This window comes from Leisingera sp. ABM4_101, from assembly GCF_056158725.1.
Genome location: NZ_JBSWTV010000003.1, coordinates 1 through 12,972, shown reverse-complemented (window position 1 = coordinate 12,972; position 12,972 = coordinate 1). Strand labels below are relative to the sequence as shown.

Here is a 12,972-nt window from a genome sequence, read left to right as displayed (position 1 = left end):
CGCTCCGTTCCTATGCCGCCGGTTTCATAGGCCGGCCTGCGGCATAGGTCTGCGCGATGGAACGGTCGTCGCCCAGTGTCTGCAGGATGAACAGCTCTTCAGACAGGGTTTCGGCGCGTTGCATTCGCAGGTCCATCGCGTGGGTGGCGCGGGAGTCCAGCACCACGATATCGGCCTCGGTTCCAGCCTCCAGCGTGCCGATCTTATCCTCCAGCCCCAGCGCCACAGCATTGCCGCGGGTGATCCAGTGGAAAGCGCGCAAGGGGTGCAGCTTCTGGTTTTGCAATTGCAGCACCTTGTAGCCCTCGTTCAGGGTCTGCAGCATCGAATAGCTGGTGCCGGCGCCAATATCGGTGGCAATCGCATTGGTGATGCCGCGGCTGCGCAGGCCGGCATCGTCAAACAATCCGCTGCCCAGGAACAGGTTGGAGGTCGGGCAGAACACCGGCTTGGCCTTGGTCTCGGCCAGCGCGTCAATCTCGCGCGGCTGAAGGTGGATTGAGTGGCCCAGCAGCATCTTCTCGGTCAGCAGCCCATAGGACTGGTAGACATCCAGATAATCCTGCGCCTGCGGGTAAAGCTCGGCGGTAAAGGCGATCTCGTCGTGGTTTTCCGACAGGTGGGTCTGGACGTAGCACTCCGGGTGTTCCTTCACCAAGGCCCCCGCTATTTCCATCTGATCCGGGGTCGAGGTGATGGCGAAGCGCGGCGTCACGGCATACATGCCGCGGCCCTTGCCGTGGTATTTCGCAATCAGCTCCTTGGTGTCGTCATAGCCGCTGACAGGTGTGTCCAAAAGGCCCTCGGGCGCGTTGCGGTCCATCAGCACCTTGCCGCCGATCATCCGCATGTTGCGGCGGGCGGCCTCCTCAAAATAGGCCTCGGCCGAGGTCTTGTGGACCGAACAATAGGCCACCGCGGTGGTGGTGCCGTGGCTGGTCAGAAGGTCAAAGAAATGCTCGGCCATCCCGGCGCTGTGGCCCGCGTCGGCAAAACGGACCTCCTCGGGGAAGGTATAGTTGTTCAGCCACTCCAGCAGCTGCGAGCCCCAGGAGGCGATCACCTGAACCTGCGGGAAATGCAGATGGGTGTCGATTAAGCCGGCCATCAGGATGTTCGGGCGGTGGTCGATCACCTCGGCCCCGGCCGCCTGCGCCGAGACGCTGTCATAGCTGCCCTTGGCCAGGATCATGCCGTCCGCGACCAGCAGCGCGCCGTCCTCGATGAACTCATAGGCGCTGGTGTCCTGGGGGTCTTGCGGCTCGGCGGTGAAGCTCAGCACCCGCCCGCGCAGCAGCGTCTGTTTCGATGTCATGTCTCTTTATGTCCTTGTTCACTGGCAAGGGGCGGACCACCGCCCCCTGCCCTGGTTCGTGAGTGGTTTTGGCTTTACTCGCCTGCCGGCAGATGCGGCACGTGGGGCTTGGCAGCGTCCTCTTCGGTTTCCTCATGCTCATCCGCCTTGTGGAAGATCGGGTAGATGAACAGGAAGCCGGCCGCGATCAGGTAGCCAAGCGCGATGCCGCTGAACTCCGGCCAATGCAGGCTGGCAGAGTGGATCACGCCCACCAGCGCCATGGCTGCCGCCGCCAGGGCAAAGCCGCCCGCGTTGCGGAAGTCGCCGTCGATCACGCTGGCCACGATGGCGCCCCAGATCAGCCCGGTCAGGATCGCACCCTGACTCAGCGCCAGATGGCCTTCATAGTGCGCGCCCTGCTGCAGCAGCGCCGCTGTCAGCTCCGGATCGCCCAGCTGGGCCATGCCGGTGGCACCCAATGCGCCCAATGCGCCCGCCAGCGCGCCCCATTTCACCACCAGGAAGGCGGAGACATGCGGCATCATCGCAATGGTCACAGCGGCGATATGGTCGGTCTTCACCGAATGCGCGGTATTGGTCACCAGGCTCAGCGCCACAAACACCAGCACCGGCGCGGCAGCGGCCACGGGGATCAGGTTGTTGAGGAACGCCAGGAGGCCAAAGAAGGCGGCGAAGGGGATCACCAGGCCAACGCCAATGATATAGCCCGAACGCGCGCCCATCCGCTTATAGGCCGGGTGGCCGATGTAGGCGGTGGTCGGGAAGGGAGAGCCGAAGACCGCACCGATCATGGTGCCGACGCCATCAGTCACCTGGCAGACGCCGACCGGGTAATGGTCGCCCGCAGCTTCGGCGCTTTCAACGTTGTTCATGGTTTCGATGAAGTTGTAGATCTGCACCGGCACCAGGACCAGGAACAGCTCCGGGTTGGCAAACAGATGCTGGATACCGGCAATCAGATCGCCAAAGTAGGGGATCGGCAGATAGACACCGACGCCATCGAACGAGACCGAAGCCTTGCCCATGCCAAGCGCCACAACGGTACCCACGATCAGCGCCAGAAGGCCTGCCGGAATGTTGAACGGCAGCCGGTGGCGGCCCACCAGGCCCCACAGGATGATGATCATCGAGGCAAAGCCGATGAACGGATCCTCAAAAATCGTCGCCAGCGGCACGGTGCCGATGAACACCAGCGCAATACCGCACAGCGTGCCCAGCATACCGGCGCGCGGGGTCACGCGCTTGAGCCAGGGGCCGACGATGGCGCCCATTGCGGCGACGATACCGCCCATGAAGCCTGCGCCAATGCCCACCTGCCAGGCCAGCATCGCGTCATTAGTGGACCAGTAGATCGGCCCGATCACACCGAACAGATAGACGAACATGACGGGCGTCGAGATGCCATAGGGCAGCGCGGTCATGTCGCGCCCTTCTTTTTCGGCGATGTGCTTGGCCATCCAGGTATAGACCGCGATACCGGCCAGGATCGCCACTGCGGCGCCGGGCACGATGCGGCCGAACACGATATCGGCAGGCATGTTGAAGACAAACTGACAGATGCCGGAAAGCACGATCAGGTTGATCAGGTTGTCTGTGAACAGCGCCCAGAATGCACTGAAGTCATTCCGCGCGAACAGTTTGTACGTATAGCTCCGCCCTGTGGTCATGGCGGCCTCCTCCTATCAGAGGACGCAGTCCTTACCGGCTGTTTGCTCCAGCCGTGTCTCCCTCTGCGTCCGGTTGGCTGCCCGGTTCGGGCAGGTCAATGCTCCGTGCTGGAGCGGACGCGGCAGGTTCATAGGTCAGATCAGCAATCACTTCCGCTGCCACAAAGGCCGCGATGACGCTGGGCCGCTTGTCGCGGCTACCGCTTGCCCCGATGGGGCAGATGAGACGGTCCGTTCCCAGACCGTCGCAATGGTCCCGGCACCAGCGGCGGAATTTCTCCCGCTTGGTGGCCGATCCGATCAGCCCGACATAGCCCGCATCGCCGCGCTGCAAGGCAGCGGAAGCCAACAGGAAGTCGAGCGCATGATCATGGGTGAGAACGATGAACGCACTGCCCGCAGGGGCGGTGGCAATGTCGATCTCAGGAATGGCGCTTTGGCGGATCTCCACATCCGCGTGGCACAGGGCCAGCTCCTCGGCGCGCTGGTCGATCAGGATGCAGCGCACCGGCATATGCTGGAACAGATCCGCCAGGGCGCGGCCCACGTGGCCCGCGCCCAACACATAGACATGCGGCAGCGCCTGTTCCTTGGCCTGCTGCGCGGCAATGGCGTCCTCGCGGCCGGCCTGGCGCATCTGCGCCAGCGACATTTCCACCCGGCCGCCGCAGCACTGGCCGATCTCCGGCCCCAGCGGCACGTCCAGCGTGTCGCTGATTACACCCTGCTTCAGCATCCGCCGCGCGTGGTCGATGGCGATATATTCCAGCTGGCCGCCGCCAATGGTGCCCCACAGGCCCTCTGCCGCCACAAACATGCAGGTGCCGGCTTCGCGCGGGGAGGATCCGCGAACGCGGGTCAGCGCGACCTGCACCACATGTTTGTGGCTGGCCAGAAAGTCCTGGAGGGAGGGGCGGCGGGCCATGGCTCAGCCCTGCCCTTTGAGGGTTTCGATCGCCATCAGCACGCGCTCCGGCGTGGCTGGCGCATCCAAACGCGGGCAAACCTGGTAATCCGCAGTGCTGGCAACAGCCATCGACAGCGCCTCGAACACCGAGATGCCCAGCATGAACGGCGGCTCGCCCACGGCCTTGGACCGCTTGATGGTGCGCTTCTTGTTCACCGACCACTGGGCCAGCTGCGTGTTGAAGATGCGCGGCCGGTCAGAGGCCAGCGGGATCTTGTAGGTCGAGGGCGCATGGGTGCGCAGGCGGCCTTCGCCGTCCCACCACAGCTCCTCGGTGGTCAGCCACCCCATGCCCTGGATAAAGGCGCCTTCCACCTGGCCCTTGTCCAGCACCGGGTTCAGCGAGCGGCCCACGTCATGCAGGATGTCGGTACGCTCGACCCGGTATTCGCCTGTCAGCGTATCGACGGAAACTTCCGAGCAGGACGCGCCATAGGCGTAGTAAAAGAACGGCTGCCCCTTGCCCGCCGCGCGGTCCCAGTGGATTTCTGGCGTCTTGTAGAAACCCGCCGCCGACAGGTGAACCCGGGCCATATAGGCCTCTTTAACCAGCCGGTCGAACGGGATTTCCTCGCTGCCGACGCGCACGCGGTTGGGCAGGAATTCGACCTCCGCCTCAGAGACTTCGTACTTCTCAGCGGCAAACTTGCTCAGCCGGGCAATGATCTGCTCCGCCGCATCCAGCGCCGCCATGCCGTTGAGGTCCGAGCCAGAAGAGGCCGCGGTGGCGGAGGTGTTCGGCACCTTCTCCGTCGTGGTCTTGGTGATCTTGATGCGCTCGAAATCCACCTGGAAGGCATCGGCCACAACCTGCGCCACCTTGGTGTTGAGGCCCTGCCCCATCTCGGTGCCGCCGTGGTTCAGGTGGATCGAGCCGTCATTGTAGACATGGATCAGCGAGCCCGCCTGGTTGTACCAGGTGGCGGTGAAGGAGATACCGAATTTCACCGGCGTCAGGGCAATGCCCTTCTTGATGATCTTCGAGTCCTTGTTGAAGGCGATGATCTCTTCCCGGCGCTTGCGGTACTCGGCGCTCTCTTCCAACTCTCCGATCAGCCGGTCAAGGATGTTGTCCTCCACCTTCTGATGATAGGGCGTCAGATCGCGGCCCTCTTCGCCATAGAAGTTTGCCTTGCGCACGTCCAGCGGGTCCTTGCCCAGGGCATAGGCGATCTCCTCGATCATCCGCTCCGCCGCAACCACGCCCTGCGGGCCGCCAAAGCCGCGGAAGGCGGTGTTGGAGACGGTGTTGGTCTTCATCGGCCGGCTTTTCAGCAGCACGTTGGGGTAAAAGTAAGCGTTATCCGCATGGAACAGCGCCCGGTCGGTGACCGGACCGGACAGGTCCGAGGAATAGCCGCAGCGCGCAGCAAAACCACCCTCGACCGCCTGAATGCGGCCGTCGCCGTCAAAGGCCACGTCATAGTCGATCACGAAGTCATGGCGCTTACCGGTGGCGGTCATGTCCTGATCGCGGTCCGGGCGGATCTTCACGGGCCGGTTGTGCTTCTTCGCGGCAATGGCAGCCACCGCGCAGAACAGGTTCATCTGGCTTTCCTTGCCGCCAAAGCCGCCGCCCATCCGGCGCACGTTGACCGTGACCGCGTTGTTCGCCACGCCAAGAACATGCGCCACCATATGCTGCGCCTCGCTCGGGTGCTGGGTGGAGCAATGCACGGTCACATCTTCATCTTCGCCGGGAATGGCAAAGGCGATGTGGCCCTCCAGATACATGTGGTCCTGACCGCCAACGGTCATCTGCGCCTGGATACGGTGCGGGGCGTCTTTGCGGCCCGCCTCCACATCGCCGCGCTCCAGCTTCAGCGGGTCGGTGATCATCGGATAGCCGGCCTCCTGCGCCTGGACCGGGTCCAGCGCGTGCGGCAGCACCTCGTAATCCACCTGCGCCAGTTCAGCGGCACGGCGGGCGGCATCGCGGGTCTCGGCGATCACTGCAAACATCGGCTGGCCGTGAAACTCCACCTTCTCGGTCGGGAACACCGGCTCGTCATGTTTTCCTGTGGGGCTGATGTCGTTGACGCCGGGAATGTCATCGGTGGTCAGCACATCCACCACGCCGGGCGCGGCCCTCACGGCACTGAGGTCAATGCCCTTGATATTGGCATGTGCCACGGTGGAGACACCCAGGTAGGCGTGCAGCGTGCCATAGGGTTCGGCGATATCGTCCGTGTATTCGGCGCGCCCTGTCACATGCTTGATCGCACTGTCGTGCTGGCGGTCATGGTGCACGGCGCCGCTGATGGTCTGATGGTCTTTCATCGCAAATTCTCCTCAGGCGACGGCCAGCCGGACAGCGCCGGCGGTTCCCGCATCATGTTCCAGGTAGAAGCGGCGCAGCAGGTTGCTGGCCGTGAGCGCGCGGTACTCGGCAGAGGCGCGCCAGTCGCTCAAGGGCGTGAAGTCCTGCTTCACCGCTTCCGCTGCCGCGTCAAACGCCGCCTCGCCCCAGGGCTGGCCAACCAGCGCGGCCTCGGCACCGGCAGCGCGCTTGGGCGTTGCCGCCATGCCGCCGAAGGCGATGCGTGCAGAAGCAATCACGCCGTCCTTCACGGTGACACTGACCCCGGCGGCGACCGAGGAGATATCCTCATCCCGGCGCTTGGAAATCTTATAGGCGGCGTCGATCTGGCCGTCCGCAGGCCGCGGGATGCGGATCGAAGCCACAAAATCGCCCGGCTCCCGGTCCTGCTTGCCGTAGTCGATAAAGAACTCCTCCAGCGCCAGGGTGCGCGAGCCGCCCTTCTTCTGCAGCGTCACCTCGGCACCCAGCGAGATCAGCACCGGCGGGGTGTCCCCGATGGGCGAGCCGTTGGCGATATTGCCGCCAATGGTACCCATGTTGCGCACCTGCCAGCCGGCAATGCGGTCCCAGTAGGCGCTCAGATGCGGGAAGGCATCGCGGATGGCTTCTTCACTTTCGGTATAGGTGACGCCGGCACCGATGATCAGCGCCTCATCGGTCAGCTCCACCGCCTTCAGCTCCTCCAAGTGGGCGACAAACACCACCGGAGAAATCGGTTTCATGAACTTGGTGACCCACAGGCCCACATCGGTGGAGCCTGCGACGATGGTCGCCTTGGGGTTCTCCGCCAGCACCTCTGCCAGATCCGCCGCATCCAGCGGCAGGATGGCGCGGTCGTCCTCGGGACCGGTCACCACGCGGGCCTGTGGCTGGATCGCTTTCAGCTTGGCGGTCAGGCTGTCGCGTTCGGTGGTCAGGTAATCATTGGCCGAGGTGCCATACTGGTTCACCGCCAGTGCGGCCTTCACAATCGGCTCATAGCCGGTGCAGCGGCACAGGTTGCCCTGCACGGCTGTTTCCACCTCAGCCTCGCTCGGCTGCGGGTTTTCCATCCACAACGCATACAGCGACATTACGAAACCGGGGGTGCAGAAACCGCATTGGCTGCCGTGGTATTCCACCATCGCCTGCTGAACCGGGTGCAGCCGCCCGTTCGGGCCGGAGAGATGTTCCACCGTCACCACGTGGCAGCCGTTCAGCGACGCCATGAAGCGGATGCAGGCGTTGACCGCCTCATAGCGCAGCGCGCCATTATGAAGACGCCCCACCAGCACGGTGCAGGCGCCGCAGTCGCCCTCGGCGCAGCCTTCCTTGGTGCCGGTCAGGCGCTGCTCCAGCCGCAGGAAATCCAACAGGGTGGTGGTCGCCTTCACGTCTTCCAGCACAATGTCCTTGCCGTTCAGAAGAAAGCGTATGCCGGTTTGATGTGCCATGGGGCCTCCCGAATGTCTCTTGGGCCGAGCTGGCCCGCTTATGTCATTTTTACCCTGTCTGACTGCCACGGTTAACGGCTGCAATCGCGAAAGGCTTTCAACACCCTGTTGAAAATGGTTAGGCTAAAAGGTGCCGAACCGGTGCGTTTGCCAACCTTAGCACAGAAGGGCAGACGGCAGATGCGCCCCGTAAAGGTCTGAGAGCCATGTCTTATCTGGATTCCCTGCGTGTCTTCATTCGTGTCGTTGAACTGGGCAGCATCACCTCCGGCGGGCGGGATCTGCGGCTGACTCCGGCGGTGGCCAGCAAGCGGATCAAGGAGCTTGAAAAGCATCTTGGGGTGCGTCTGTTCAACCGCACCACGAGATCGCTGACCCCGACAGAGGTCGGGCAGCTGTTTTATGCCGAGGCCAAGAAGGTGCTCGAATCGATTGAGGACGCCGAGGCGGTGGTCTCGCAGTTCTCCGAAGCGCCGCGCGGGGTGATCCGGGTGACTGCGCCGCTGGGTGTCGGCCGCCGCATCATTGCGCCGCTGGTGCCGGGGTTCGTCGAGGAGTATCCCGCCACCGAAATCCGGATGCGGATGTCGGACCGCAAGGTCGACATCCTGGCCGACGGCCTGGACGTGGCGTTCTTCATCGGCACCCCGCATGACTCCACCCTCAAGATGCGCAAGATCGCGGACTGCACCCGCGTCCTGTGTGCCGCGCCAGAGTATCTGGAGCGCCACGGCACCCCGCAGCTGCCGGAGGATTTGCTAACCGGCCACAACTGCCTGCTGCTGCGCTATCCGCGTTCGCCGGAGTATTTCTGGACGCTGACCACGCCGGAAGGCCCGCGCAAGCTGGAGGTTTCGGGGAAGTACGACGCTGACGACAGCGACGTGCTGACCAATTGGGCGCTGGACGGGCGCGGCATCGTCAACAAGCCGCGGTTCGACGTTGCCGCGCATCTGCAGAGCGGCGCCCTGGTGGAGGTGCTGCCGGACACCCCGCCCGAGGCAACCATCTTCGGCTGCCTCTACCCGCACCGGAAACTGCAGGATCCCAAGATCAGGCTTTTCGTGGATTATGCAGTGAAACACGGGCTCGCCGCATTCCGGCGCAGCGAGGCTGGGAAATAGTCTGTTTTGGCAGCCGCCCGGTGCACAGGGGGTGTACAGGGGGTGCACGCATGGTGCCGGACGAAAAATGGCCCCGCCACAGGGGCGGAGCCATCCGGATTGAAAGTGTCTGACAGCGTCAGTTCGCGGCCAGCGCAAACGGCAGATCCTTGGAGGCGCTGCCGTACCAGCGGCGGATCAGGGCGCGCTCTTCGTCCTCCATGAAGGTCACATTGGCAGGCGGCATCGCGTGGGTGGCACCGGCTTGGAGGTAGATATCCTTGGCGTACTTCGCGACATCCGCCGGTGTTTCCAGCAGCACGTTCTTGGGCGCGCGGCGGATGCCGTCATAGTAGGGCTCCCGCGCGTGGCACATGGCGCAGCGGCCCGGCACCACATTCATCACATCCTCGAAATGCTGATTGCTGGCAAACACTTGCTCGGATTTGGTCAGCTCTCGCGCCTCGGATTCTTCGTAAGAGTTCCTGCTGCAGCGGCGCCTGGCTCAGGATCATCACGCCGATGAACAGGATGGCGGTCACCGGCCAGGTCCAGGTCGGATTGCTGGTGCCCGCGTGATTGCTGTTGAAGTAATGGCGGATGGTCACGCCCATCAGGAACACCAGCGCCGCAATGAGCCAGTTGTACTCGGTGGCAAAGGCCAGCGGGTAGTGGTTCGACAGCATCAGGAACACCACCGGCAGCGTCAGGTAGTTGTTGTGGGTCGAGCGCAGCTTGGCGATCTTGCCGTATTTCGCATCCGGCGTGCGGCCTTCCTGCAGGTCCTTCACCACGATGCGCTGGTTCGGCATGATGATGAAAAAGACGTTTGCAGTCATGATGGTAGCCGTAAAGGCGCCCAGGTGCAGCATCACCGCGCGGCCGGTGAAGATCTGGTTGTAGCCCCAGCCCATGGCGACCAGCAGCACAAACAGCAGCACCATCAGGAAGGTCGGCTTTTCCCCCAGCGGCGATTTGCACAGGAAGTCATAGATGATCCAGCCGATGGTCAGCGACGCGCCGGAAATCAGGATGCCCTGCCACAGGGCCAGGTCGGCCTTGGCGGAATCGATCAGATACAGCTCCCCGCCCGCCCAGTAGACGATCATCAACAGGCCCGCGCCCGACAGCCAGGTGGCGTAGCTTTCCCATTTGAACCAGATCAGATGGTCCGGCATGTTCTCCGGCGCCACCAAGTATTTCTGGATGTGATAAAAACCGCCGCCATGGACCTGCCATTCCTCGCCGTGCGCGCCGACCGGCAGGTGCGGAACCTTCCGCAGGCCAAGGTCCAGCGCGACGAAGTAGAAGGACGATCCGATCCAGGCAATGGCGGTGATAACGTGAAGCCAGCGGACCGCAAAGCCCAGCCAGTCCCACATGATCACGAGCTCTTCCATTGTTCTCTCCTCATAAGCTTTGACCCGAGACTAGAGCATGGCGTTATTTTCATGTATTAGGTAAAAAATCCAAGCTGTTTCAAAATAACACAAAGAATACGTGAATGGCCTATCTCGACAACATCCGCACCTTTGTCCGTGTCTATGAACTTGGCAACATGTCTGCTGCGGCGCGCGACATGCGGATCTCGGCGGCGGTTGCGTCGTCGCGGATTTCACAGCTGGAGGATCACCTGAACGTGCGGCTGTTCCAGCGCACCACCCGGCTGCTCAACCCGACCGAGCAGGGCAATCTGTTCTACCACGGCGCGGTCAAGATTCTGGAAGCAGTGGATGAGGCCGAGGCCGATATCAGCAGCGTGACGCAAACGCCCCGCGGCACGCTGTATGTGGCCGCACCTCTCGGACTGGGTCAGCGGCTGATTGCGCCGGCGGTTCCGAAGTTCAAGGAAGCCTATCCGCTGATCTCGATCCGGCTGCGGCTGTCGGACCGTAAGCTGGACCTGGCGGCTGAGGGGCTGGATGCGGCGTTTTTCCTCGGCGTGCCGGAGGATTCAAACCTGCGCATCCGCAAGATCGCCGATTGCCCGCGGGTGCTGTGCGCGGCGCCGCAGTACATTCGGGAGCGCGGCCAGCCTGAAAACAGCGAAGAACTGAAGACAGAGGCGCATGACTGCCTGAACCTGCGCTATCCCGGCGCGCCGGAGTTCCAATGGCCGTTGCGCAGCCAGGACGGGGTCAAGCGGGTGACCGTTACGGGACCGTTTGAATCGGACCATGGCGATGTGCTGACCAGCTGGGCGCTGGACGGCCACGGCATCATCCTGAAACCGGTGTTTGAGATTTCGGAGCACCTTGCTTCCGGCCGGCTGGTGCCGGTTCTGGCAGAGGAGCCGCCGGTTCCGATCCAGATGGCCTGCCTGTACGTCCACCGCCGCCACCAGGACCCCAAGGTGCGGCTGTTCATGGATTTCATGGTAGACCATATCCAGGCCTCCCTCCCCTCAGAATGAAAAAGCCCGCCCCAGTTTCCTGAGGCGGGAACCGCCGGCAGATGCCAAGCGGGAGGAGAGGTAACTTGGGGAGGGCGGCTCAGCTGCCGCGGTAGGTGGAATAGCCGTAGGGCGACAGCAAGAGCGGCACATGGTAGTGGCTGTCAGCCTCGCTCATGCCGAAGCGGAGCGGCACCTCGTCCAGGAACAGCGGATCAGCGCCTGCCTGGCCCGTGGCGCGCAGATAGCCGCCCGCGTGGAACACCAGCTCATAGGTGCCGGTGGCGAACTCGCCCGCTGGCAGGATCTGTTCGTCGGTGCGCCCGTCGTCATTGGTGGTCAGGCTGCGCAGATGGATGCGCTCTTTGCCTTCGATCCGGTAGAGATCAATCTTCAGCCCTTCCGCCGGGCAGCCGCGGGCGGTGTCCAGCACATGGGTGGTCAGAAATCCGGCCATTTCAGCCTCCTATCTATTCCGTTTCCCTAGGTATGCGCGCATCAGGCCAATGCATACAGAAGGAAGAGTCAAAAAGTTCTTTCAAAAATATACTGAAAGCCGAAGCGGATTATCTGTTCTATACATAATAAAAAGACAGGAGACCTGACGTGACGCGCTATCCTCGTGACTTGCGCGGATACGGTGCTTCCGCACCCGACCCGCAGTGGCCCTATGGGGCCAAAGCCGCCGTGCAATTTGTTCTAAACTATGAAGAAGGCGGCGAGAACTGCATCCTGCATGGGGATGCGGCCTCGGAAGCTTTCTTGTCCGACATTCCCGGTGCCGCGCAATGGCCCGGCCAGCGCCATTGGAACATGGAGTCGATCTATGAATACGGGTCGCGTGCCGGCTTCTGGCGGCTGCACCGGCTGTTCACCGGCGCCAGCATTCCGCTGACCATTTATGGCGTCGCCAGTGCCCTGGCCCGAAGCCCTGAGCAAGTGCAGGCGATGAAGGACGCGGACTGGGAGATCGCCAGCCACGGCCTGAAATGGGTCGAGCACAAGGACATGGCGGAGGAAGAAGAGCGCGCCGCGATTGCCGAAGCCGTGCGCCTGCACACCGAAGTGACCGGCACCCGCCCGCGCGGCTGGTACACCGGGCGCTGCAGCGCCAACACGGTGCGGCTGGTGGCCGAGGAAGGCGGATTTGACTACGTCTCCGACACTTACGACGACGACCTGCCCTATTGGCTGGAGACCGGCGGCGGTGATCAGCTGATCATTCCCTACACGCTGGAAGCCAATGACATGCGGTTCGCCAATTCGCCAGGCTGGATCACCGGCGAGCATTTCTTCCAGTATCTGAAGGATGCCTTTGACGTGATCTATGCTGAGGGCGAGGCAGGTGCCGCGAAGATGATGACCATCGGCCTGCACTGCCGTCTGGTGGGCCGTCCAGGCAAAATCGCGGGGCTCAAGCGGTTCATCGACTATATTCAGGGTTTTGAGGGCGTCTGGTGCCCGCGCCGCATCGACATTGCGGAACATTGGGCGGAAATCCACCCGCCGGTGAAGCGCGAGCGCCCCAGCCAAATGGAGCGCGAGGCGTTTGTCGCCAAGTTCGGGTCGATCTTCGAGCATTCGCCCTGGATCGCCGACCGTGCCTTTGATCTGGAGCTGGGGCCCGCGCATGACTGCGCCGCCGGCGTCCACAATGCGCTGTGCCGGATCTTCCGGACCGCCAGCGAGGACGAGCGCCTGGGCGTGCTGACTGCGCACCCGGATCTGGCGGGCAAGCTGGCCGCTGCTGGCCATCTGACAGCCGAAAG

General features: G+C 63.1%; 9 protein-coding genes and 1 pseudogene. 3 read left to right on the top strand and 7 right to left on the bottom strand.

The features are described 5' to 3' along the window. Window positions 1-10 precede the first annotated feature (10 nt). The 5 genes from guaD to xdhA all read right to left on the bottom strand — a co-directional run bounded on the left by guaD (window position 11) and on the right by xdhA (window position 7,708). A complete protein-coding gene (guaD, locus tag ACXAEK_RS21970) occupies window positions 11-1,315 on the bottom strand; it encodes a guanine deaminase (RefSeq protein ID WP_475045376.1) in 1,305 nt (434 codons plus the stop codon). A 74-nt stretch (window positions 1,316-1,389) separates the two neighbouring features. Next, window positions 1,390-2,985, bottom strand: coding sequence for a xanthine/uracil/vitamin C permease (locus ACXAEK_RS21965; protein WP_475045375.1), 1,596 nt, complete (start codon window positions 2,983-2,985; stop codon window positions 1,390-1,392). A 31-nt stretch (window positions 2,986-3,016) separates the two neighbouring features. Further along, window positions 3,017-3,910: a xanthine dehydrogenase accessory protein XdhC gene (gene xdhC, locus ACXAEK_RS21960; protein ID WP_475045373.1), complete on the bottom strand. Its 894-nt coding sequence runs from the start codon at window positions 3,908-3,910 to the stop codon at window positions 3,017-3,019. Between the two features lie 3 nt (window positions 3,911-3,913). Continuing rightward, a complete protein-coding gene (gene xdhB, locus ACXAEK_RS21955; protein ID WP_475045372.1) occupies window positions 3,914-6,232 on the bottom strand; it encodes a xanthine dehydrogenase molybdopterin binding subunit in 2,319 nt (772 codons plus the stop codon). A gap of 12 nt (window positions 6,233-6,244) precedes the next feature. Further along, window positions 6,245-7,708, bottom strand: a complete 1,464-nt coding sequence (gene xdhA / locus ACXAEK_RS21950) for a xanthine dehydrogenase small subunit (protein ID WP_475045370.1) — start codon at window positions 7,706-7,708, stop codon at window positions 6,245-6,247. 206 nt (window positions 7,709-7,914) lie between these two features. Here xdhA and ACXAEK_RS21945 point away from each other — a divergent pair, with 206 nt between their 5' ends. Continuing rightward, a complete protein-coding gene (locus ACXAEK_RS21945; RefSeq protein ID WP_475045368.1) occupies window positions 7,915-8,832 on the top strand; it encodes a LysR family transcriptional regulator in 918 nt (305 codons plus the stop codon). Between the two features lie 118 nt (window positions 8,833-8,950). On the opposite strand, the pseudogene ACXAEK_RS21940 reads toward ACXAEK_RS21945, so the two are convergent. Continuing rightward, a pseudogene (locus tag ACXAEK_RS21940) lies at window positions 8,951-10,211 on the bottom strand (urate hydroxylase PuuD). Between the two features lie 104 nt (window positions 10,212-10,315). Between ACXAEK_RS21940 and ACXAEK_RS21935 the strand changes: the two are divergent. After that, entirely contained in the window at window positions 10,316-11,224 is a 909-nt protein-coding gene (locus ACXAEK_RS21935; protein WP_475045366.1) for a LysR family transcriptional regulator, read from the top strand. Between the two features lie 79 nt (window positions 11,225-11,303). Here the strand turns inward: ACXAEK_RS21935 and uraH are convergent, their stop codons facing one another. Next, a complete protein-coding gene (gene uraH / locus ACXAEK_RS21930) occupies window positions 11,304-11,660 on the bottom strand; it encodes a hydroxyisourate hydrolase (RefSeq protein WP_027233834.1) in 357 nt (118 codons plus the stop codon). Window positions 11,661-11,809: 149 nt separating this feature from the next. On the opposite strand from uraH, the gene puuE reads away from it, so the two are divergent. After that, on the top strand, window positions 11,810-12,972 hold a 1,163-nt coding region (gene puuE / locus ACXAEK_RS21925; RefSeq protein WP_475045364.1), incomplete at its 3' end, for an allantoinase PuuE.